At 66.5% G+C, this 22,182-nt stretch carries 24 protein-coding genes and 1 pseudogene; 10 read left to right on the top strand and 15 right to left on the bottom strand.

The window, feature by feature from the left end:
* Positions 1-4 precede the first annotated feature (4 nt).
* Positions 5-601, bottom strand: coding sequence for a TetR/AcrR family transcriptional regulator (locus tag AWC31_RS13640; protein ID WP_085144721.1), 597 nt, complete (start codon positions 599-601; stop codon positions 5-7).
* 77 nt (positions 602-678) lie between these two features.
* Between AWC31_RS13640 and AWC31_RS13645 the strand changes: the two genes are divergently transcribed.
* Positions 679-2,088 carry an ABC1 kinase family protein gene (locus AWC31_RS13645; protein WP_110775060.1) on the top strand — a complete coding sequence of 470 codons (1,410 nt, stop codon included), beginning with the start codon at positions 679-681 and terminating at the stop codon, positions 2,086-2,088.
* A gap of 9 nt (positions 2,089-2,097) precedes the next feature.
* Here AWC31_RS13645 and AWC31_RS13650 read toward each other — a convergent pair whose 3' ends face one another.
* Positions 2,098-2,529 (bottom strand): ester cyclase, encoded by a 432-nt coding sequence (locus tag AWC31_RS13650; protein ID WP_085144722.1) that lies wholly within the window; start codon positions 2,527-2,529, stop codon positions 2,098-2,100.
* Entirely contained in the window at positions 2,526-3,419 is an 894-nt protein-coding gene (locus AWC31_RS13655) for a helix-turn-helix transcriptional regulator (protein ID WP_085144822.1), read from the bottom strand. Before AWC31_RS13655 ends, AWC31_RS13650 begins: the two co-directional genes overlap by 4 nt.
* A gap of 158 nt (positions 3,420-3,577) precedes the next feature.
* Between AWC31_RS13655 and AWC31_RS13660 the strand changes: the two genes are divergently transcribed.
* On the top strand, positions 3,578-4,354 hold the full coding sequence (locus AWC31_RS13660; protein WP_085144723.1) for an SDR family oxidoreductase: 777 nt from the start codon (positions 3,578-3,580) through the stop codon (positions 4,352-4,354).
* Between the two features lie 11 nt (positions 4,355-4,365).
* Here AWC31_RS13660 and AWC31_RS13665 read toward each other — a convergent pair whose 3' ends face one another.
* Together AWC31_RS13665 and AWC31_RS13670 are read right to left on the bottom strand one after the other, a co-directional pair.
* The gene (locus tag AWC31_RS13665; RefSeq protein WP_085144724.1) at positions 4,366-4,722 is read right to left on the bottom strand and encodes a hypothetical protein; all 357 of its coding nucleotides are present in this window, start codon (positions 4,720-4,722) and stop codon (positions 4,366-4,368) included.
* Positions 4,722-5,105 (bottom strand): nuclear transport factor 2 family protein, encoded by a 384-nt coding sequence (locus AWC31_RS13670; protein WP_085144823.1) that lies wholly within the window; start codon positions 5,103-5,105, stop codon positions 4,722-4,724. Before AWC31_RS13670 ends, AWC31_RS13665 begins: the two co-directional genes overlap by 1 nt.
* 125 nt (positions 5,106-5,230) lie before the next feature.
* Here AWC31_RS13670 and AWC31_RS13675 point away from each other — a divergent pair, with 125 nt between their 5' ends.
* Positions 5,231-5,896, top strand: a complete 666-nt coding sequence (locus AWC31_RS13675; protein WP_085144725.1) for a cutinase family protein — start codon at positions 5,231-5,233, stop codon at positions 5,894-5,896.
* Here the strand turns inward: AWC31_RS13675 and AWC31_RS13680 are convergent.
* Positions 5,893-6,687, bottom strand: a complete 795-nt coding sequence (locus AWC31_RS13680; protein WP_085144824.1) for an adenylate/guanylate cyclase domain-containing protein — start codon at positions 6,685-6,687, stop codon at positions 5,893-5,895. The genes AWC31_RS13675 and AWC31_RS13680 overlap by 4 nt on opposite strands.
* Before the next feature lie 57 nt (positions 6,688-6,744).
* Between AWC31_RS13680 and AWC31_RS13685 the strand changes: the two genes are divergently transcribed.
* Positions 6,745-9,330 (top strand): DEAD/DEAH box helicase, encoded by a 2,586-nt coding sequence (locus AWC31_RS13685; RefSeq protein WP_085144726.1) that lies wholly within the window; start codon positions 6,745-6,747, stop codon positions 9,328-9,330.
* Between the two features lie 9 nt (positions 9,331-9,339).
* On the opposite strand, the gene AWC31_RS13690 is transcribed toward AWC31_RS13685, so the two are convergent.
* The 5 genes from AWC31_RS13690 to AWC31_RS13710 form a co-directional block, all read right to left on the bottom strand.
* Positions 9,340-9,792: a cupin domain-containing protein gene (locus AWC31_RS13690; RefSeq protein WP_374213914.1), complete on the bottom strand. Its 453-nt coding sequence runs from the start codon at positions 9,790-9,792 to the stop codon at positions 9,340-9,342.
* Between the two features lie 98 nt (positions 9,793-9,890).
* On the bottom strand, positions 9,891-10,610 hold the full coding sequence (locus AWC31_RS13695) for an NUDIX hydrolase (protein ID WP_085144727.1): 720 nt from the start codon (positions 10,608-10,610) through the stop codon (positions 9,891-9,893).
* Positions 10,611-10,644: 34 nt separating this feature from the next.
* Positions 10,645-11,199: a chorismate mutase gene (locus AWC31_RS13700; protein ID WP_085144826.1), complete on the bottom strand. Its 555-nt coding sequence runs from the start codon at positions 11,197-11,199 to the stop codon at positions 10,645-10,647.
* Positions 11,200-11,268: 69 nt separating this feature from the next.
* On the bottom strand, positions 11,269-12,402 hold the full coding sequence (locus AWC31_RS13705; protein WP_085144728.1) for a cellulase family glycosylhydrolase: 1,134 nt from the start codon (positions 12,400-12,402) through the stop codon (positions 11,269-11,271).
* Positions 12,403-12,533: 131 nt separating this feature from the next.
* Complete coding sequence (locus AWC31_RS13710) at positions 12,534-14,111, bottom strand: FMN-binding glutamate synthase family protein (protein ID WP_085144729.1); 1,578 nt, start codon at positions 14,109-14,111, stop codon at positions 12,534-12,536.
* A gap of 145 nt (positions 14,112-14,256) precedes the next feature.
* On the opposite strand from AWC31_RS13710, the gene AWC31_RS13715 reads away from it, so the two are divergent.
* On the top strand, positions 14,257-15,096 hold the full coding sequence (locus AWC31_RS13715; RefSeq protein ID WP_085144730.1) for an SDR family oxidoreductase: 840 nt from the start codon (positions 14,257-14,259) through the stop codon (positions 15,094-15,096).
* Positions 15,097-15,217: 121 nt separating this feature from the next.
* A complete protein-coding gene (locus AWC31_RS13720; RefSeq protein ID WP_234816845.1) occupies positions 15,218-15,751 on the top strand; it encodes a hypothetical protein in 534 nt (177 codons plus the stop codon).
* A 132-nt stretch (positions 15,752-15,883) separates the two neighbouring features.
* On the opposite strand, the gene AWC31_RS13725 is transcribed toward AWC31_RS13720, so the two are convergent.
* From AWC31_RS13725 to AWC31_RS37845, 3 genes and pseudogenes are all read right to left on the bottom strand, one after another.
* The gene (locus AWC31_RS13725; RefSeq protein ID WP_085144827.1) at positions 15,884-17,266 is read right to left on the bottom strand and encodes a DUF1254 domain-containing protein; all 1,383 of its coding nucleotides are present in this window, start codon (positions 17,264-17,266) and stop codon (positions 15,884-15,886) included.
* A gap of 112 nt (positions 17,267-17,378) precedes the next feature.
* Positions 17,379-17,669: a hypothetical protein gene (locus AWC31_RS13730; RefSeq protein WP_085144731.1), complete on the bottom strand. Its 291-nt coding sequence runs from the start codon at positions 17,667-17,669 to the stop codon at positions 17,379-17,381.
* Between the two features lie 248 nt (positions 17,670-17,917).
* A pseudogene (locus tag AWC31_RS37845) lies at positions 17,918-18,097 on the bottom strand (hypothetical protein); the annotation flags it as partial.
* Between the two features lie 112 nt (positions 18,098-18,209).
* Between AWC31_RS37845 and AWC31_RS13740 the strand changes: the two are divergent.
* Positions 18,210-19,268 carry an AraC family transcriptional regulator gene (locus tag AWC31_RS13740; protein WP_110775061.1) on the top strand — a complete coding sequence of 353 codons (1,059 nt, stop codon included), beginning with the start codon at positions 18,210-18,212 and terminating at the stop codon, positions 19,266-19,268.
* 159 nt (positions 19,269-19,427) lie between these two features.
* Here the strand turns inward: AWC31_RS13740 and AWC31_RS13745 are convergent, their stop codons facing one another.
* On the bottom strand, positions 19,428-19,700 hold the full coding sequence (locus AWC31_RS13745; protein WP_165765956.1) for a DUF4235 domain-containing protein: 273 nt from the start codon (positions 19,698-19,700) through the stop codon (positions 19,428-19,430).
* Between the two features lie 133 nt (positions 19,701-19,833).
* Between AWC31_RS13745 and AWC31_RS13750 the strand changes: the two genes are divergently transcribed.
* The 3 genes from AWC31_RS13750 to AWC31_RS13760 are packed head-to-tail and all read left to right on the top strand — an operon-like array spanning position 19,834 to position 22,145.
* Positions 19,834-20,241 carry a phage holin family protein gene (locus tag AWC31_RS13750; protein ID WP_085144733.1) on the top strand — a complete coding sequence of 136 codons (408 nt, stop codon included), beginning with the start codon at positions 19,834-19,836 and terminating at the stop codon, positions 20,239-20,241.
* Positions 20,231-20,524, top strand: a complete 294-nt coding sequence (locus tag AWC31_RS13755) for a DUF3618 domain-containing protein (RefSeq protein ID WP_085144734.1) — start codon at positions 20,231-20,233, stop codon at positions 20,522-20,524. Before AWC31_RS13750 ends, AWC31_RS13755 begins: the two co-directional genes overlap by 11 nt.
* 28 nt (positions 20,525-20,552) lie before the next feature.
* Positions 20,553-22,145, top strand: a complete 1,593-nt coding sequence (locus AWC31_RS13760; protein ID WP_085144735.1) for a phospholipase D family protein — start codon at positions 20,553-20,555, stop codon at positions 22,143-22,145.
* The last annotated feature ends 37 nt before the right edge of the window (positions 22,146-22,182 follow it).

A 22,182-nucleotide genomic window follows, 5' to 3' on the forward strand; every position in this document is an offset into this window, starting at 1 on the left:
GCGATCAACAGGATTCGAGTCTGGCGGCGAGCACAGCGGTCCACTCCGCGAGGTACCGGTCGTCCGGGACGTGGGACCGCGTCCGGTGTACGAGATGGCTCATGAAGCGGACGCCGAGGATTCCGTTGACTCCCAGCGCCGCCAGCGCCTCGCAATCGCTCTGCGGCAGTTGCGGTTTCCACGCGCTGATCCACTCGGCGAGTTCGCCGTTCAGCCCGTCGATGAGCGCACTGTAGGCAGTGTCAAGGCGCGCTGAGCGCCCGGCCGGGGTCCGCGCGGCGATCTGCAGCATCTCGATCTCCTCGTCGACGACGCCGAGCAGGTAACGGCCGAGGACCGTGAGCTCGGCCCGCAGGTCATCGAGCCCGGCGAACAACGCGCGGATGTCTCGCATGGCGCGACGGCGGTCGAGCTGCCGATCGATACCCGCTTCCAGCAGGGCGTCCTTCGACTTGAAGTGGCGGTACAGGGCTCCCGATCCCGGTGCCAGGCCCGCCGCGGCCTCGATCTGCGAAACGCTCGTCGCATCGAAACCCTTGTCGCTGAACAACCGCATCGCCTCGGTGACCAGGCGTTCACGCGTCGACGCAGATGCAGCCATTGACCTCTCCAAAGTGATCACTTACCTTATGCAAGACTCTACTTTACGGCTGCGGATACCGACAGTGGGGAGCCCCGATGCCGCAAGACGATTCCGTGCCGCGCGGGCGGATCCGCCGGACGATGCCCTTGGCCGGGTTCACCGCCCGGGCCGTCGGAGGCCGCTTCGTCGCGGAGTTCCGCCAACGGTCCGGCGACACCGATGCCGTGGCTCGCTTCCACGAGCGCACCGCCGATCGCTACACCGACCTGCTGGGACATTCCCGCGGCGTGCTGATGAAAGTCGGCCAACTGATGTCGATGGTCGACGGCGACGCGTTCGGCAGCGGCGGCTTCTCGCCATACCAGAAGGCGCTGACCCGATTACGCGCCGACGCTCCGCCGATGGACGTTGCCCTCATACGTGACGTGCTCGGCGCCGAACTCGGAGACGCGGTCGACCTGTTCGCCGAATTCGACGACGAACCCATGGCGGCCGCGTCGATCGGGCAGGTTCATCGGGCTGTCCTGCGGGACGGTCGAGAAGTCGCAATCAAAATCCAGTACCCCGGTGTGGCACAAGCAATCCGCGATGACCTGGCCAACACCGAACTGCTTGCGACGGTCATGAGGTTCGCGACCGCGGCCGCCGGAGTCGCCGCGGATGTCCGAAGCCTCGCACGCGAAGCGGCAGCCCGCATCGCCGAGGAGGTCGACTATCGACACGAAGCACAAATGATCACCCGGTTCGGTGCTCTCTATCGCGGCCATCCGTTCATCCGTATCCCCGAAGTCATCCCCGAGGCATCCGGCGACCGAGTACTGACGATGACACTGCTGCCCGGAATGGATTGGGAGACAGCGCAGCACGCCGATCAGGAGCTGAAGAACCGGTGGACCGAGATCATCGCGCGGTTCGTGCACGGGAACTTCCGCCATGGGAATCTGCTGCACAACGATCCCCATCCCGGCAACTATCGCTTCGGAGCCGACGGCACTGTGGGCTTCCTCGACTTCGGATGCGTGAAGGTCTTGCCCGAACGGCTTCGGCACCCGTGGGTCGCGATGAACCGCGCGGCGCTCGAAGGCCGGTACGACGACTGTCGCGGGCTGATGGCCGAACTGGGCTTCTTCGCCACAGGGCGTCCCATCACGTTGGACGAACTGCGGTCGTGGTGGGACGTGTTACTCCACGAGATGACGGACATGCCTCAACCCGTCACCTACACGTCAGCCGCCACGGCACGCTTGATGCACGCCTTGTTCTCGCCCAGCGCCGACAATCCCGTCAATCGAATGCTTGTGCCCGAGGACTTTTCGATGTTTCCCCGGGTTCAGCTCGCGTTGACCCACATCGGCGCCGGCATGAACGCGTCCCTGTATGCGAAGGCCCTCATGGATGACATGGACGGCGTCGCCGAGCCCGTCACGGAGTTGGGCAGGCGCCACCACGAGTGGGTTCGCCAACGCGGACTGCCGATGGCATTGGACAGCCACGCTCGCCGGTGACGGCAGTCATCACTGCTCGATGCGCGCGCCCAACTGGCCGACCACCGAGAAGAGATTGGCGACTCCCCAGTGTTCGACGATGCGGCCGTCGCGTACCCGCATCGCGTCGACCGTCTCGAATTGGACCGGCCGCCCGGTCGGCGCGAGCCCGAGGAAGTCTCCGTGGTGCGTCCCGTGGTAGGTCTTGTAGGTCGTCACCAGATCACCGTCGACCGTCTGCCAGTGGATCTCCGGGCGGAAGTCCGGGAAAGCCTCGCGCAGGCGGCGGTACAACACCCGGACGCCGTCTTTGTCGGGTGTCGTCCCCGGTTGCGGCGTGTGATCGACGAAGTCGTCGGCGAAGAGTTCTTCGAACAACTCGAAGTTCCCTTTCCCCTGCACCTCCTCGGTGTTGCGCCGCACCACTGCCACGGCCTGTTCTTCGCGCTCGGTGTGCGTCATCGGCTCTCCTTCCGGACGGACACCGTGTCGGTGCCCGAATCATGTTCGCGCTCACGCCAATTGGCCAACAGTCGCAGCGCTGTGTCTGAGGCCGAATCGGGTTCTGCAGTGTAGACGATCAACACCTGGTCCTCGTCACCACTCGGATTGAGGGCCTGATATTGCACGGTGAGGTCGCCGACCACGGGGTGGTGATAGCTCTTGGTTCCGGTGGTCCGGCGCTGGACATCGTGGCGGGCCCACCAGGTGCGGAACTCGTCGGAATGTATCGACAGCTCACCGACGAGCGCCGACAGCCTGGGGTCGTCCGGGTAGCGGCCGGCGTCGTGGCGCAACATCGCGACGGTGTCCATGGCGACCTGGCGCCAGTCCGTGTAGAGCTCGCGCGCGTGCGGGTCCAGGAAGACGAACCGGGCCTGGTTGCGCTGGGGCGCGGGCAGGTGCCGGAACTCGGTGATCAGCGCACCGGCCAGTCGATTGTGCGCGAGGACATCCAACCGCCTGCCGAGGATGAACGCCGGCGAGAGCACACCGTCCAGACGGTCCAACAGATCCAGCGTCGCGGGATGGACGTGTTGAGGCCGCGAACGATGACGCCGCGTCTCGGGTTGCGGGCGGCCGAGTTTGTGCAGGTGGTCGCGCTCGGCGTCGTTGAGCTGCAGTGCCGTCGCGAGCGCGTCGAGAACGTCGGCCGACGCACTGCGGCTGCGCCCCTGCTCCAGCCGCGTGTAGTAGTCGACGCTCACCCCGGCCAGCTGTGCGAGCTCCTCACGTCGCAGCCCCGGCACGCGCCGCCGGGCGAACTCACCACCGAAACCCACGTCCTCAGGAGTGAGCCGGGCCCGACGAGTGCTGAGAAAGTCAGCGAGCTCGGAACGATTCCTGTCCACGACATCAGTCTTGCGGGCCTCGGCGGCCACGGCACCTCCAAGGGTGGCCCACTTTGTCCCCCGATAAGCCGGGCAGGTTTGAGCAGCCTTTTCGGTGCGGCCGGCTGGTTGATTCGACTGCAGCACCCAACTACAGCACTCAACGAGAGGAAGACGAGATGTCCAAGATCATCACCGCCTCCGCCCTTGCCGGCCGTACCGCCTTCGTGACGGGCGCATCGAGCGGAATCGGGGAAGCGACCGCCGTGCGGCTGGCCGGTCTGGGTGCCGGCGTCGCCGTGGCGGCCCGGCGCAAATCCAATCTCGACGCGTTGGTCGAGCGCATCACCGCGGCCGGCGGGAGAGCCCTCGCCGTGCCACTCGACGTCACCGACCGCGACGCCGTGACTGCCGCCGCCGAGTACGTGTCGGCGGAGCTCGGGCGGGTGGACCTGGTGTTCGCGAACGCCGGGGTTCAACTGATATCGCCGATCGACGACCTGAAGATCGATGACTGGCAGCGCCAGATCGACCTGAACATCACCGGCGTTATGAACACCATCGGTGCCTTCATGCCGCACCTCGTCGACGCCGCCGCGGCAGGCCGGGCGGCCGATCTGATCACGACGTCGTCGATCGCGGCGACCCGGGTTCTGGAGAAGTTCTCGGTCTACTCGGGCACCAAGGCGTATCTCAGCCAGCTGACCCGGCTGCTGCGAGTCGAGCTCGGTCGCAAGATGGTGCGCGTCGCCACGATCGAACCCGGCATGGTGGACACCGAACTGCCCGACCACGTCACCGATCCCGACGCGAGCCGGCTGATGGCCGATCTCATCAAGGAGATCGACGTGCTGAGCCCGGCGGATGTCGCGGAGACGGTCGCGTTCATCGCGGCGAACCCGCGCCACATCAATCTCACCGAGATCACGATTCTGCCGACGCAACAAGCGATCTGACGGATCGGCCGCTAGGCGATGCCGGCGGCTTTGTCGAGGAGCTGCAGAAGGTCGTGGGCCGCGAGTTCCACGGCCTTGTGCCGCCATTCCGAGGCTCGGTACACGCAGGCGATCAAGCCGGTCCGGTGGACGCGGCGAAAGTCGCCGTATGCGAACGCATATCGAGCCTTGGTCTCGTCGTTGGCGCCCTCGGTCAAGCCCAGATGCCAGTTCGCATACGCATCCCAGTCATGGTTTTCGAGATAGGAGTTCTGCACGTCGGCTCGCGGTTGGACCTCGCCCCAGTCGCTGTCGAGCACGTACTGGCGGGATTCGATGAGCTCGCGGGCGAACTCGACGGCCGACTCGTTGAGGGCATATTTCGCCATCAGTCCGGCATTCGGGTCTGTTGGTAGAGGGCGAGTTTCCAGCGGCCGTCGGCGCGGTGGTAGACGCTCGACATCGCGCCGACGAACGCCGGCTCGTCGCCGTCGCGGTATCCCGTCCCGGTGTAGACGAGAACGGCGTTGTCGTCGTCGACGGCGATCAACCGGGCATCGCTGATCTCATAGGTACGCCACGGCGGCGAGGCCGAGAGTGCGCCGACCACGGTGTCGCGGTCCATGACCATGCCGTTGGCGAGCACCATGACCGCGTCGGGCAGCATGAGCTCGCCATAGAATTCGGCGCCGGTCGCCTTGCACAGTGAGTCCCAACCCGCTCGCTCAAGGTCGAGGAGTTCGTCGAACAGCGAATCCCGTGCGCCCACCATGATCTGGCAATACCCGCTCACCACGACGTCTATGCCTGGGCGCTGCTGTTAAAAGAGTGGTAAAAGTGACTATTGGGTATTGGTGGAACCGTATGGACGGGCCCAGTCGAGGAGAGGCATGACCTGTGGGCGGGCACAAGGGCAGCCGGGCGGGCTTGGCCGCCGCCGCGGTCAGCACTGTCGCCGCGGCGGGCCTCATCGTGCCCCCGGTTGCGGCGGCCGCCCCAGAATGCCCCGACATCGAGGTCATCTTCGCGCGGGGCACCGATGAACCGGCCGGCATCGGAGTTGTCGGCCAGGCTTTCGTCGACACCCTGAAACCCATGGTGAAGGGCTCCACCGTCGGCAGCTACGCGGTGAAGTACCCGGCGTCGTGGGACTTCATGAAGGCCGCGGCGGGCGCCACCGACATGAGCAAGCGCGTGCAGAGCACCGTCGCGAAATGTCCGAGAACGCAGATCGTGCTCGGCGGCTACTCGCAGGGTGCGGCCGTGGTCGACGTCGTCGCCACCTCGCCCGTCGCGGGTCTCGGTTACACCGCGCCGCTGCCGGCCGCCGTCGTACCGCACATCGCGTCCATCGTCGTCTTCGGTAATCCATCGGCGCGCATCGGTCAGCCGCTGACCCGGATGAGCCCCGTCTTCGGCTCCCGCACGGCCGACCTGTGCGCGCCGGCCGATCCCATCTGCTCACTCGGCAGGAACTGGGACGCACACATCAGCTACCCGAAGACCGGCCTGGTGAAGCTGGCCGCCCAGTGGGTGACGCGCCACATCAAGCCGCGCGTCTAAGCCTCCTGCTCGATCATCACCGGGAACAACCGGTGGGTGCCGGGCAGACCCTTGAGCTCGGCCTCGCGGGGTGCGGCCAGCATGACGTCGTCGAGGTCGGCGACCGTGTCGGCGACCGGCTCGCTGATCAGAATCTCGCCACCGTCCGCCTGATCGGCCACCCGGGCCGCCATCGCGACGTCGAGTCCGAACAGGTCGTCCCCGCGCCGCACCGACGTGCCCATGTGTATGCCCATCCGAACCCGAATGCCCTGCCAGCGCTCGGGTTTTTCGGCCAGCGCGTGCTGCACCGCGGTGGCGAACCGCACCGCGTTCTCCGGGTCGGCGAACGCGATCATGAAACCGTCGCCCTGTGTCTTGACGACGTGGCCGCCGTGTTGGCCGACGCAGTTCTCGACAAGCCGGTTATGCCTGTCCAGCAGCTTCACCCAGGCCCGGTCGCCCATCGCCGCGTTCGACTCCGTCGAGCCCTCGATATCGGAGAACACGATGACGACCCGGCCGTCGGCGGTCAGCCGGGCCAGGTCGGGACGTTCCACCTGCGCCCAACCCGCCAGATCTTCGATCGAGTTGCGCACGGTGGCGCCGAGCCCCTTGTTGATCAGCATGTCCGCGGTCTGGAACACCGTCTTGATCGCCAACGGCGCGACGCCGCGACGCTTGCGGCGGCGACGGTCGTCGTTCTCCAGCTGCATGCGCTCGATCTCGCGCCTGGCATTCGTCAACTGCCGCCGGCTGACGATGAACAGCACCAGGAACGTGACAAAAGCCGCGAACAACAGCACGACCATCACCAACAAGACGGACTCGGTCAAAGTCGGTGTCGGCACCCGCTGATTATTACGGCCATGGCGGTGCACGCGGTGAACGCCGCGTCGGGCAGGCTGGTGTCCACGATGCCCGCGCTCCTCGACGACCCCCACGACCTGTCCGCCCTACGGGCCAATGCGGCCGACCCCGATGAACTGTTCGCGTCGTTCTCGGCCTGGGCGCAGGCCAACGGCACCACGCTGTACCCCGCGCAGGAGGAAGCGCTGATCGAGCTGGTCAGCGGCGCGAACGTGATCCTCGCGACGCCCACCGGTTCGGGCAAGTCGCTCGTGGCCACGGGTGCGGTGTATGCGGCCTTGGCCACCGGGCGCCGCAGCTACTACTCCGCACCGATCAAGGCGCTGGTGAGCGAAAAGTTCTTCGCCCTGTGCGAGGTGTTCGGGGCCGTCAACGTCGGCATGCTCACCGGCGACGCCGCAGTGAACGCCGACGCGCCGATCATCGTCTGCACCGCCGAGGTGCTGGCCAACATCTCGCTGCGCGAAGGTGAGAACGCCGAGATCGGCCTCGTGGTGATGGACGAGTTCCACTTCTACGGCGACCCGGATCGCGGGTGGGCCTGGCAGGTGCCGCTGCTGGAACTGCGGAAGGCGCAGTTCCTGTTGATGTCGGCCACGCTCGGCGACGTCACGTACCTGCGCGCGGACCTCACCCGCCGCACGGGACGGCCGACCGCGCACGTGGCGGGCGCACAACGCCCGGTTCCGCTCTTCTACAACTACGCGACGACGGCGATGCACGAGACGATCGCCGACCTGCTCGACACCAAGCAGGCGCCGATCTACGTCGTGCACTTCACCCAGGCCTCGGCATTGGAACGCGCGCAGGCGCTCATGAGCATCAATGTGTGCACCAAGGAGGAAAAGGCCGCGATCCGCGACCACATCGGCAGCTTCCGATTTTCCACGTCCTTCGGCTCGGCGCTGTCACGAATCGTCCGGCACGGCATCGGCGTCCACCACGCCGGCATGCTGCCCAAGTACCGGCGGCTGGTCGAACAGCTGGCCCAGGCCGGTCTGCTCAAGGTCATCTGCGGCACCGACACCCTCGGCGTCGGCATCAATGTGCCCATCCGCACGGTCGTGTTCTCGGCGCTGTCGAAGTACGACGGCACCCGCACGCGGCTGCTCAACGCCCGCGAGTTCCACCAGATCGCCGGCCGGGCCGGGCGCGCCGGTTACGACACCGCGGGCACGGTCGTCGTTCAGGCGCCCGAGCACGAGGTGGAGAATCTCAAGCAGTTCGCCAAGGTCGCCGACGATCCGAAGAAGCGCCGGAAACTGGTGCGACGCAAGGCCCCTCCCGGCATGGTGCCGTGGAGCGAGCAGACCATGAACCGTCTGATCGAGGCCGCACCCGAGCCGCTGACCAGCAATATGCGCGTGTCGACGTCGATGATCCTCGACGTGGTCGACCGTCCCGGTGACCCGTTCGTATCGATGCGGCGCCTGCTGACCGACAATCACGAGCCGCGCAAGCGCCAGCTTCAGCACATCCGCGACGCGGTCGGCATCGCGCGGTCACTGCTGCAGGCCGGTGTGCTGGAGCGTCTCGACGAACCGGAGCCCGATGGCAGGCGTTACCGGCTCACCGTGGACCTACCTCCCGATTTCGCTCTCTACCAACCACTCTCGACGTTCGCGCTCGCCGCGGTCGACGTGCTCGACCCGTCATCGGACACCTATGCGCTCGACGTCGTGTCGGTCATCGAGGCGACACTCGAGGACCCGCGACAGATCTTGGCCGCACAGCTGAACAAGGCCCGCGGCGAGGCCGTCGCGCAGATGAAGGCCGACGGCATCGAGTACGACGAGCGCATCGAACTGCTCGACGAGGTCACCTACCCCAAACCGCTCGCCGAACTGCTCGAGCACACCTACGAGGTGTACCTGCAATCCAATCCATGGGCTGCCGACGCGCGGCTGTCCCCGAAGTCTGTCGTGCGTGAAATGTGGGAGCGCGCAATGACGTTCCGGGAGTTCGTCAGCGCGTACGGGCTCACCCGCTCAGAGGGAGCGGTGCTGCGGTACCTGTCCGACGCCTTCAAGGCCCTGCGATCCGGCGTGCCCGCCGCCGCGCGCACCGAGGAAGTCATCGACATCGTCGAGTGGCTCGGTGAGCTTGTCCGCCAAGTCGATTCGAGCCTGCTCGACGAATGGGAACAGCTCACGAGCCCCGATCAGCCGGTCGATATTCCCGGCGGGGAGATTCGAGCTGCCCCCACTCGCCCGCTCACCAGCAACGAGCGCGCGTTCACCGCGATGGTGCGCAATGCACTGTTCCGGCGCGTCGAACTGTTCGCCCGGAGGCGCTGGCACGAGCTCGGCGAACTCGACACCGACTCCGGGTGGACGGCCGAACGGTGGGAACAGGCCGGCGACGCCTACTTCGACGAGCACTCCGACGTCGGCACCGGAGCCGACGCCCGCGGCCCCGCGCTCCTCATCATCGACCGCGAGCCCGGCCGGTGGCGGATACGCCAGATTCTCGACGACCCCGCGGGCGACCACGACTGGGGCTTCGACGTCGAAGTCGATCTCGAAGCCTCAGATGAGGAAGGCACGCCGATTCTGCGGGTGGTCGACGCGGGCCGGATGGATTGAGCCCACCGCTCACCGATTCCCGGAATCGGCGTCGAACGTGGTGAGAGCCTGTGACTGGCTGCTGTCGACGACGAATACCGCGAGAAGCCGGGCCGGTTCGGTGGCACTGGCGTTCTCGGAGACGACGTGGTGGTCCCCCGGAACCTCTTGCCACGTCTCGCCGGCCTTGAACACCCGCGGCGGCTGCCCGGCGACCTGGCTGCGGATCGCGCCGGACAGGACATAGGCCATGATGAACGCCGAATCCGCGTGCCGGTGCGACAGGTCTTTCGCGCCCGGCCCGTATGAGACCTCCAGCGCTACGAGGGATTTGCCGGGGATGTTGGTGACGGGTTGGTCGAACGCCACCTGCACCACCCCGGCCTCGTCCGGTCCGTGAGCGGCCACGACACCGGCGAACAACAGGCTCGACGCGAGAACAACGCCGATACACCCGACGGTACGAGCCAGGACAACTTTCACGATGAGCCTCCACGAGTCGATGTTTGTGAAACCCAGACTCGCGGTTCCGCCCGTAGAACGAACCCTTGAAAACCAGTAGTCAGCCAGTAGGCCTACCACTACTTCCAGGCGAAGACCGGTTGCTCCAGGTCACCGACCGCATCGTTGCGGCCCTCCAGACACAGCCACCGCACCTGCAGCAGCACCGCGCCCGTCGGTGCGTGGATGAGGTCGTTGCCGAGCGGGATCTGCACGACCGGGCGCGTGCTTTCGGGGATGTCGATGAACCTGGGCGAATCGTCGCGCTGCAGTTGATGGAGCCCGACGCGGTAGGCCGCGACGACTTCGTCGGGTGACGGACTCAGCTCGAGGCGGCCACCGCCCCAGACCACCACCGGCGTGATGACATAGCCCGACCTGGTCGGGTAGTCGTCGAGCAGGCCCAGCACCGTCGAGTCGGGAAGACGGACACCCAACTCCTCGTCCAGTTCGCGCAGCGCGGCGTCGACGGCGGTTTCGCCTGGATCCAACCGGCCACCGGGCAGCGCCCACTGCGCGGCGTGCGAGTTGAGCCGCGACGCCCTACGGCACAGCAGGAACGCCGCACCACCGGACACGTCGACCATGCGGCCGTCCAGACCGGGCTCCGGCATGGGGCGGCCCGCGATCCAATCGTCGACCGGTGCGGGATCGACCCGGTCTTCGCCGAGGTCCGAATCGACCAGTACCACCGCGACCGCCGCATGCCGCTTGGTGGGATCGGTTACGACGCGGCGGTCGTGGCCGTCCAGGTGGGTACGGATGCGCGCCCGCAACGCGTCGTCATAGGTGATCGTCACCGCTCGACCATATGCGGCCGCGTCGTGTGCGCCGTCAGCGGCAATACGAGCGCGTGGCGTAGGCCAACGCGGGTTGATAGACCGCGTCCAGCGCCCGCGCGGTCACCACACTTCGTATGGCGCTGTCCACGTCGGCTTCACACGCCGGTGACCCCAGCACGTCCCACTGGGCGGCCATCTCGTGGACCATGACCTGATTCAGGCGGTCGATCGTTTTCCTCGTATCGGCCAACTCCGGCGCCGTGGCGGGCGCCGCACCAGGGTCGAGCTTCCATTGCGCGAACCGGGTGTGCTCGACCGACACCGTCGCATCGATCTGATTGCGGAAGACCGCACCGACATAGGCGGGATCGATGTGATCTGACCGCGCCATCGCGGTCACGGAATCGATGACTTGCTGCTCGCGTGCGGGATCGTCGATCGGACCGCCCGTCTTGAATTTGTAGGCGGCCACCTGGTCCGCGGTTTGCAGACGTTGGGCCGCCGCGTCGACCAACGGGACCAGCGGGCTCTGAGGTTCGGTGGCGGCCGTCGGAGCGGCCGCGACGGTGAGGGCGGCGAATGCGGAGACAGCAGCCACGGTTCGCATCCCGACCGGCACTTTCGGCACTCCTTCCACAGCGCGGGCACAGCCCACAAACCAATCTAACGAAACGACTCACCGCAGAAGCTCACGGCCGGTCAGTTCCCGCACCGTCTGAATCTCATGGTCCCGATAGGGCCTGCCGTCGGCGTGGAAGAGGTCGTGGAACCACACTTTGGGCGGGGCGGGGTATGGCCGGTCCCAAGAGTCCCACGGTAGGTAGGTCTGCGTCTTGCCGGCCACCAGGCCCCAGCTGTACGCACCGACGTTGTGTCGCTTGGCGATCGGCAAGATGCCTTCGATCGTGCTGCCCAGGCCCCTGGCCAGGTATTCGGTGCACAGGACGGGCCGCCCGAGCGACGCAAGTTCGGCGATCCGCCTCTCGAAATCCGGCGGCTTGGCGTAACTGTGGAAGGTGACCACGTCGGAGTTGTCCAACTGGATTTTGGCAATAGCACTGCGGCGCTGCGGATCCCGCCATTCCCCGTGCCACACGCCGCTCGTGAGCGGCTGCACCGGGTCGACAGTCCGGGCCCACCGGAACACCTGGGGCAACAGATCTGCGACCAGTTCCTGCTTGTTCTTGAGTTCGACGGCACGGTAGACGCGCGCGGGGTTGTCGGGTTCGTTCCACAGGTCCCAACCCAGAATCCGGTCGTCGTTGCGGAACTGGCTCATCACACCGACGACGTAGTCACGTAGTCCGGTGTGGCTGCGACCGTCGAGATGCTCGGCGCCCGGGCTCTGCACCCACCCGGAGTTGTGCACACCCGGTCTCGGCCTGCGCTGTCGGCCGGGCTTGGGCAATGGGTCCCAGCAGGAATCGAACAGCACTAGCAGTGGTTTGATACCTCGACTGGCGGCGATGGCGACGAACTGCGCGAGCCGGTCTTGAAAGCCCGAGCGGTCCTGCGCCCACAGCTGATCGTGGAGGAAAACCCGGACGGTGTTGAAACCCATGAGCCTGGCGAGACGCAACTCGCCGTCGATGCGTTGCGGGTCATACGTGGCGGATTGAAACATCTCGAGCTGGTTGACGGCGTTGGCGGCGATGTAGTTGGAGCCGACCAGCCAGCCCTGCGCCCGATACCAGCGATTGGCCCGCTCGGCCGGCCATCGACCCGGCTCGGCACCCGCGCGGGGTGCCTCGATCAGAGCCGCTGTCGCCGTCGCAGCCAGCGGCAGCTTGAGTGCGGTGCGCCGCGCCACGCTCCAGCCGCAACGCCGCCGAGGCTCGTTCGTCTTGCGAAACAAATTGCCGTCCTTTGCGATTCGGGTTCAGTTCACCTTTGCGGTGTACCCGACTCGCATCCACCCGCAACAACTCTTGCCGGTGAATGTCAGCCGACGGCTGACGGGGAGGGTTCGGCCGAGCCGCCCTGCGGCTCGCGCGCCGTCATCAACCGCGCGATTTCCTGCCGGTCGGCCGCTGACGGCAGACCCATGTCCGGCGTGTAGCCGTAGACCTCGTACAACGGTGTCGAACCAGTTCGGCCGTCGAGGATTTCGACCGAGTCGGCCCCGATCAGGCCGGGATGCTCGACACCGCACGCCTCGGCCACCTTGACCAGGTCGCGCCGCAGCGTCTTGATGTAATTCGCGACGCGCACGGCCTTCTCGTCCGGTACCAGGCCACGGGCCAGCCACGCGTTCTGGGTCGCGACTCCGGTAGGACACGTGTCGGTATGACACTTCTGTGCCTGAATGCAGCCCACCGCGAGCATCGCCTCGCGAGCGACGTTGATCATGTCGCAACCGAGCGCGAATCCCACCACCGCATTGTCGGGGAGGCCGAGCTTGCCGCCGCCGATGAAGGTGACCTGCTCGTGCAGACCCCGCTCGGCGAACGTGCGGTACACACGCGCGAAGCCGAGCTGGAACGGCAGCGAGACGGTGTCGGTGAAGATCAACGGTGCGGCGCCGGTACCGCCTTCACCGCCGTCGATGGTCACGAAGTCCACCCCGCGGTTCGTGCCCCGCATGAGATCGGTGAGCTCGTACCAGAATTCGAGATCACCGACTGCCGATTTGATACCGACCGGCAAACCCGTTTCGGCGGCCAGTAGTTCCACCCAGTCGAGCAGGCTGTCGGTGTCGGAGAACTCGGCGTGCCGTGACGGGCTCACACAGTCGCGCCCGGCGGGGACACCGCGGGCCGCGGCGATCTCACTCGACACCTTGGCTGCCGGCAACAGCCCGCCGAGGCTGGGTTTCGCCCCCTGGCTGAGCTTGATCTCCAGAGCCCGCACCGGCGCATCCGCCACGATCTCTTTGAGCCGGTCCAGATCGAACCGCCCCTCGGCGTCACGGCACCCGAAATACGCGGTGCCGATCTGGAAGATCAGCTCACCACCGTGTCGGTGGTAGCGCGATATGCCCCCTTCGCCGGTGTTGTGCAGGCAGTCGGCCGCCGCGGCGCCCCGGTTGAGGGCCTCGACCGCGTTACCCGACAGCGACCCGAAACTCATCGCCGAGATGTTCACCACCGACTTCGGGCGGAATGCCTTCGGCCGGCCCCTGGCGGCGCCGATCACCTTGGCGCACGGCAGGTTCACCTCGTGCCCGGCCTTCGGAGCCGACGGCGGAACCGCACGCCCGAACGTCCGGTGTTTGATGATCGGATATCCGGCCGTGTACTCGATGTCGTTGTCGGTGCCGAAGCCGAAATAGTTGTTCTCCAACTTCGCCGAGGCGTACACCCACCGCCGCTGGTCGCGGGTGAAGGGCCGCTCCTCGTTGTTGGCCGCGACGATGTACTGCCGTAGCTCGGGGCCGATGGCTTCGATCAGGTAGCGGCCATGTCCGACGAGAGGAAAGTTGCGCAGTATCGCGTGTTTACGTTGGAAGGCGTCGCGTACGGCGAGCGCGGCCGCTGCCGACGCAGCCGCGGCCGCAACCGCACGGAAAGGGCTGATCATGCCGTGAGAGTTTCCGTGCGACCGCACGGCGAAACCCTGCCGAAGCGGTTCGCGCGGGGCGCCTACACACTGCTGGAGTTCGGCTGATTCGAGCCACCTGGACCCGTAATGCTTACTGTGGGCGCCTCCGGTATACGGTCCTGCCATGACTTCTGTGGCGTTGATAACCGGTGGCGCAGGTGGCATGGGTGTGGCCACGGCGAAGATCGTCGGACGAGATCATGCGGTCGTCCTGTGCGACGTGCGGCAGGACCGGCTTGACTCCGCCGTCGCCACCCTCGCCGACCTCGGGATCTCCGCGACGGCCGTCAACTGTGACGTGACCGACCGGCAGGCGGTCGACCGGCTCTTCGGCACGGCCGCCGAGCTCGGGCCGGTCACCGCGGTGATCCACGCCGCCGGCGTGAGTCCCAGCATGGGCGATGCCGCCTACGTCATGCGGACCAACGCGCTCGGCACGCTCAACGTCAACGAAGCGTTCTACGAGAATGCCGGCGAAGGGTCGGCGATCGTCAATGTGGCGTCGATGGCCTCGCACATGCTGCCGGACGAAATCGTTCCGGCCGAGCACTTCCCGCTGGCGCTCGACGATCCCGACGCCTTCGCGAAGACCCTGCTCGCGACCTGCGACATGGCACCCGAAGCGGCTCGTTCCGGCTTCGCCTACGCGCTCAGCAAGACCTTCGTTCGCTGGTACAGCAGTTCACAGGCTGAGCGGTTCAACGGCCGGGGCCTGCGCATCGTGTCAGTCTCCCCCGGCTCTGTCGACACCGAGATGGGCAGGCTCGAAGAGCAGGCCGGCGCCGGTGCGATGGTGGCCGACGCCGCGGTTCCGCGTTGGGGCAAGCCCGAGGAGATGGCCGAATTGTTCGCGTTCTGCGTCAGTGCCAAGGCCGGGTACCTGACCGGCACCGACATCCTCAACGACGGTGGCGTGGTGGCGTCGATGCGCGAGCGCGCCAGGGTGGCCGCCGCCAAGAGATAGCGACGTTCTCGGTATCGGATCGTTATGACGGTTTATCTCAATCGTCACATGGGTAACTTTAGTAACAGCGGGGGCGCCCCCGCGATCTGACACCGAAGAAAGAGTCGAATGGAACAACACCATGAACACAGTCCTGTACTTCAGCGCCGACGGCGCCGTATATGAGACCCGCGCCTACACGACCGCCGACATCGACAAGCTCGTCGAGGATCAAGGCCTCCAGTGCTTGACGAGCACCGACCGCCAGTTCGACTTCTGGTTCAGCCCGGCCACCCGCGGGTGCCAGCACCGGGCCAACCGGCGCGCCACCGAGTTACTCCTGGCGACAACCACTTTCACGGCGAAGTCGGTGCCGCTGCTGCGGGGCTGCGTCGTCGTCGCCACCCATGACGCCGACGGCGACCTCGACGGCCTGAGTTGGCAACAGCTCGATCTCCTCGTGCGCAAGAGCCAGTCCCTGACCAAGCACGACGCGCGCGTCCTCGACCGGCGGATCGCCCGTGACGCCCGTCGCGACCGGCGACACACCGCGACTCGCCAAGGCGCTGACCGTTCGCGCCGCCGGGTCGCACTCGGAGTCAGACTCCGCGAGGCATACTCCATCGACTACCACGTCACCGACCTCCTACGTCGAGCACAACAACGATCCCGCTGACGGGGACTGTCTGATTAACGGTGGATCCGGACCTTGGTATTTGGTTGACGATCGATCCGTCGTGGACGGCGGCTTGGGCCGACCCCGTGCCCCTGCCCAGATTGAGCAGGGGCACAGCGGGTTTCGGATCGGCTAGCTCTTGACGGCCTTGGGTGCTTTCCAGGTGCCGTCAAGGGCTTCTTGTTTCGGCCAGTACAGCCGCAGGATGATCGAGAACGGGCCACCAGGCGCGGGTAGCCAGTTGGCCTCCTTGTCAGGTCCGGGCGATTGGTTCTGCACGTAGATGGTGATGCCGCCGTCGGGATCTTTGATCAAGCTAGGCTCCATCGGCGAGTTGATCAGATACCGGTTGATCGGATTTTCCACCAGCAGACTTTGCGGCATCTTGTACATCGTCATCGACCAGAACGAGTGGACCGGCGGCAGCTGCCCGGGGCCGAACCGCACCGTGTAGCGGTTTCCGTCCGCGCCAGTTAGCGCAGCCCCGGTGGAGTCGGTAGCTATCACCGGGTAGATCGCCTCAGCCGCGGTGTTGCCGTAAATGCCAAGAACCGCGCCGGCCATCCGGTACAGGTAGTTGTTCTTCAGATCCTGGCGGGTGCCGAACAGATCAGCCGAGGTCGCTGCGCCGGTGTCGAGCTTGTCCTTCTGGAATGCGGTCAACTCAGCCCACGCATCGGCCATCCCGTCCTTGATCGCCTGCACGGTTTCGGAGCTCATGGCGTCGGGGTCGAAGTCGCGGTCGGGGCCGATGCCGATGGTGGCGAACTTCTCGCGCAGCTGGGTCTCGTCGGGCAGCACCGGGACGTACTTCAAGACGAAGTTGAGCACCTTGAAGAAGTCCGGCGAGGTCTTTTGATCCCCCGGTGACAGCGGAGGGTAGAAATCGACCGGCGCGGCGGTCGCCGCGGCCTGCCCCAGCAGCGCCGAAAGCGGCTCGACGGTGTAGCCGTCCTGGATCTTCTTGACATTGGTGATGTCGGCGGGGTTGAACAACTGGGTGCGGTAGATGACCAGCGCGAAATCGGTGTCCGACCGGATCACTTCGTCGATGCCCGCGGGCTTGTCACCGGTCCAGCCCGGCCCCGCCAGCAGGTACTTGCCGCCGCCGTTGCCGGTGGTGCGGCTGCCCACGTAGGCGAAGTTGTAGGTGTAGCCATCGACGAACTGCAACGAGTAGTAGCGGCCGCGCTCGATCGGCGGCACGGTCAGCACCAGGGGCTCGGCCCGCAGATCTGCACCCAGCATGGTGTAGGGGGTGTCGGAGTTGGGGGTCTGGATGGTGGTGTCGGCGGGGGTGTAAACCCGGGCGATGCTGTGGGTCTGGTTGAACGAGCCCTTGTACTGCGGGTTGGTCGGGTCGGCGAAATAGGCGTACTGAATACGGTAATTGTCCACCATCGGATAGCCGTAAATGTAGGCCTCCTTGACGATCTCGCGTACCTGCTGCGGCGTTGGCGCCGAATTGCTCACCGCCTCTTCAGATTTGCCGCCGCAGCCCACCGTCGTAGCCATCAACGCCACCACCAAACCCCACGTCCAGAACTTCACTTATTCCCTTCCACGTCATCGCCAATCCCGCCGGACACGGCCTTCACGGTGTGCCACGCACGCCCGGATACGGTGATCAGCACGGCTGCCCGGGCGGGGTGTAGTACGGCACCCCTTCGACCGTGTGACAGGGGATCTCCCCGGGGAAGTACGGGACGGCCGACGACTCGACGGCCGCCCCGGCGGCCACACCGCCCGCGATGGCCGCGCCGGTGGCGATGTGCGCGATCGGGGCACCGCAGCCCTCAACACCGACGAAGCGGCCGTGGGCGCCGGCGCAGATCTCCGCTGCCGCGGTGGGCGCGACGGCCACCGGTGCCAACGCCAAACCTGTTGCGGCTACCACTATCCCGACATGTTTGTGCATGAATGTTCTCTCCTTGTCACTGGATCGCTCGGTATGAAGTGCTCGGGGATTGCCAGGCTGGGTCGTCACACCCATCTCTTCGTCGTTACGGCGCGCTGCGCCGGGCCGTGGCAGCAGGCTTGCGGCGCAGCAGATGAACGAGCGCACGCAGAGTGCCGCGCACCGCGTAGACGTCGGCGATCACTGATCGGGGCGCGCATCGATGACCTGATCACCGCCGACCAGCGGGGCCGTGAGCTGCGGCAGGCCATCTGCGACATCGCCGTACGGCGCTGCACCTTGCCCTCGGCGATGCGGACGAGCATGTCGAGATCGGCCTTGATCACCGCCCGCACATCGGGGCCTTTCAGATTTCCGGCGACGGCGCCCAGCAGCGCACCGCCAGCGATCGGCGCGGCGCCCAAAGCGATCTCGGCGATTCCGGGCACAGCGTTGCTGCCTCCTCACGACCGTTGCGCCCCACCACGATCGGATCGGCCACAAACGACAAGCGGTCCCCCGACCGAGCCTTCACTCTGCACGACGCGGTGCGCGTTCGTCTTGACTTCGCTGGACGCATTCTTGACGATTCTGGACATGCACCTGATCCGCGGCTCGTGCCTGACCGGATTCGACACACTCATCACGGCTCACGGCGGCGACCCGCGGGCACTGCTGACCCAGGCGAACATCGATGCCAACGATGCCGGTCACCGCGACCGCTACATCCCACTGCGCAGCGCCATCGCCGCCGTCGAAACAGCCGCGGTCGTACTGAACATCGACGACTTCGGACGCCAACTAGCGACGCGGCAGACCATCGACATCCTCGGCCCGGTCGGAGTCGCGGCCCGCACCGCAGCGACCGCCGCCGAGGCGTTCACGATCCTCGACGCCCACATGAACACCTACAGCGCCGGCGTCAGCGCCCGCATCACCCCCGACCCCGACGAGACCCTGTGCCGATTCGAATACGACTTCCTCCTGCACCCTTCGCCGCCGCAAGCCCAGGCCATCGAACTAGCCCTCGGCGTCACCCTGCGGGTACTGCACCTGTTCCTCGGCACCACCTACCGGCCAGTGGCCGTCCATCTGCCCCATCCGGCGCTCGGAACCAAAACCGACTACCGCGCCTACTTCGGCTGCGAACCGCGCTTCAACGCCCCGATCTCCGGATTCACCCTGCGCCCAGACGATCTGCGGCGCCCCCTGCGCCACGACCCCCTAGCCCACCAGGTGGCCATGAGCTACCTGTCCAGCGCCGGCCGCCGCGAACGCGGGATCACCGAGCCCGTGCGCAGCATGATCCGCCAGCTGCTGCCCACCGGGCAATTGTCCGCCGCGGCGGTCGCCCGCCAATTCGACATCCACCCCAAGACCCTGCAACGGCGCCTCGTCGCGGAAGGCACCACCTTCCCGGAACTGGTCGACCACACCCGCCGCGAACTGGCCCACCGGCTGCTCACCGGCACCGACCTGCCGGTGTCCCAGGTGTCCCGCCAGCTCGGTTACGCCGAGCACAGCGTGTTCACCCGCGCTTGCAAACGCTGGTTCAACATGCCCCCCATCGCCTACCGCGCCCCTAGGTGTCAAAACGAAACTCACAGCGCCGCAACATAACTAAACCTGTCGCCTGGCACACGCCATCTGTCAACGCAGCGATCCCGTGGACACCGGCCTACCCCGTCGCAACACATGTGCTCAAACCCCACCGCACGTAGCCGCCGGTCCAGAAACGGGACGAGACCGAGCGGGACGCCGAGCTCGTCGCCAAGTGACTCACTTCGGTGATTCGTGTGCGAGTGCCCGATAGCCCTTCGCCCCGGCGCGGTCGACGGCCGCGCGCACCAAACCGAATATGAGGCCTTGCATGGCTGCCGCGGTCAGGGCCTTGGCTCCCGACCGTTCGAGATCCTTGGGATCCGGTGGCTCCAGATTGGGTTCGTCGATGCGCTTCCAGATCTGATTGAACACTGCGCTTGCCAGTAGCCCGCCCGCCACACTCGTCGCGATGGAAAGCGGACGGTACAACAGCTTCGAGCTTCGCCTCACGGGTCCTCCTAGCGTGTGACTTGCCCAGGTACATACCCGAATGCGGCGGGATGTAACGGTGCCGCCAGGTTTCATCCGCGGAGCTCCTGGGCACTGCTGTGGAGTAGCAGAACGCCTGCAGAAGGGTCTACTCATGACCACACAACCGAAACCCATGAGCGAAGCGTCCATACCTCAGCTCGTCGGCCAGCTACAGGAACAGACATCACGGCTCGTGCGTGATGAGTTGCGGTTGGCCCAGAAGGAGTTCCAGGAGTCCGCCCGCCACGCCGGCATCGGCGCCGGATTGATCAGTGCCGCCGGACTGTTTGCGGTACTCGGCCTGATGACGGTGATCGCCGCGGCCGTCGCGGCGTTGTCGCTCGTCCTGCCGGTCTGGGCCGCCGCGGTGATCGTCGCGGTCGTGCTGTTCATCTGCGCCGGGGTGGCGGCGTTGGTGAGCCGCAAGCAGGTGCAGCAGGTCCCGCCGCCGGCTGCCGAGTCCGTCGACAGCGTCAAGCACGACCTCGCGGAGATCAAGGAGGCACGACATGCCCGCTGACCGACTTCCCCAGGAGCCCGGGCCCGACGCCGGCATCGACGAAATACAGTCGGACATCGAGCAGACCCGCAGCGAGCTCGGCGAAACGATCGGCGCACTCACCGACAAGCTCGACGTCAAGAGCCGCGCCCAGGACAAGGCCGCCGAAACCAAGGAGGCCGTCGTCGAACGGGCGCACGTGGCCACCGAAGCCGTGAAATCCCGGCCGGCGGTTCCGGTGGCGACGGTGGTCGCCGTCCTGGCCGCGATCGGGTTCGTATGGTGGTGGCGGCGACGGCGCTGACCGCGGCCCGCCCGGTGAGGAGACCGACTTGGCTGGGTTAGCCGATTGGTTTCTCACCGCCGAGGAACGCGGCAATCCGGATACCTCGGTGCCGAACTGGTGTACCGGCAATCTGGTAGAACCGCTCGTCCACGGCGCCGTCTACTTCGAGCGGCTCGCTGCCGAAGTCGAGCAGCTCGGGCGCGGTGACCATCTGTTCTTCACCGACTGGCGCGGCGACCCCGACGAGCGGGTACGCGAGAACGGGCCCACGATATCCGAACTGTTCTGCCATGCCGCCGAACGCGGGGTCGTCGTCAAAGGCTTGATGTGGCGGTCGCATCTGGACAACTTCTCCTACAGCGAGGAGGAGAACCAGCATCTCGGCGACGCGATCGAGGCGGCCGGTGGGGAGGTGCTGCTCGACCAGCGGGTGCGTTTCGGCGGGTCGCATCACCAGAAGCTGGTGGTGCTGCGCCATCCCGGCGCTCCCGAACACGACGTCGCGTTCGCTGGCGGTATCGACCTGTGCCACTCGCGCCGTGACGACGCCGAACATCACGGCGACCCGCAAGCGGTGCGGATGGCCAAGCAATACGGTGACCGCCCGCCGTGGCATGACCTGCAATTGCAGATCCGCGGACCCGCCGTCGGGGCGCTCGACTACACATTCCGCGAACGCTGGACCGACCCGGCGCCGCTGGACATGCTCTCACCGATCGCCTGGATCGCCGACAAGTTGCGCCACGCCGATCTCGATGTCGGCAAGCTGCCGCCCCAGCCGCCCGACCCGCCGCCGTGTGGTCCGCAGGCCGTGCAGGTTTTGCGGACGTATCCCGACGCCCACTTCGAATACGCGTTCGCGCCGCGCGGTGAGCGCAGTGTCGCGCGCGGCTACACCAAGGCGGTGCAGCGGGCCAGGCGCCTGATCTACCTCGAGGATCAGTACCTGTGGTCCAAGCAGGTGTCCCGCCTGTTCGCCGAGGCACTCGCGGCGAACCCGGATCTGCACCTGATCGCGGTCGTGCCGCGACACCCGGACGTGGACGGCCGGCTCGCGCTGCCGCCCAATCAGGTCGGCCGCCAGCAAGCGATCGAGACGTGCCGCGAGGCCGACCCGCGGCGTGTGCACATCTTCGATGTCGAAAACCACGCCGGCACACCGGTTTACATGCATGCCAAGGCGTGCGTCATCGACGACGTATGGGCCTGTGTCGGTAGCGACAACTTCAACCGGCGGTCATGGACACACGACAGCGAGCTGTCGTGTGCGGTACTCGACGACACCCGCGACGATCGCGAACCCCGCGATCCAGCGGGCCGCGGCGACGGCGCCCGCGTGTTCGCCCGAGACCTGCGCCTGCGACTGCTGCGCGAACACCTCGACCGGGCGCCCGACGGCAGCGACGACGACGGCCTCATCGACCCCGCGGCGGTGGTCGAGACCGTCGCCGCGTCCGCGCAGGCACTGCAGGACTGGCATGACGGCGGCCGGGTCGGCCCCCGGCCGCCGGGGCGGCTGCGGCCCCACCAACCCGAACGGCTCGGCCGCTTCACGCGCGCGTGGGCCATCCCGATGTACCGCGCCGCCTACGACCCCGACGGCCGCTCCTACCGCGACCGATTGCGGGGCCGGTGGTAACTCACCCCATCACGTTAGAAGTAACATCACACATGTT

It is taken from the genome of Mycolicibacterium wolinskyi (genome assembly GCF_002101965.1).
GTDB classification, from domain to species: domain Bacteria; phylum Actinomycetota; class Actinomycetes; order Mycobacteriales; family Mycobacteriaceae; genus Mycobacterium; species Mycobacterium wolinskyi.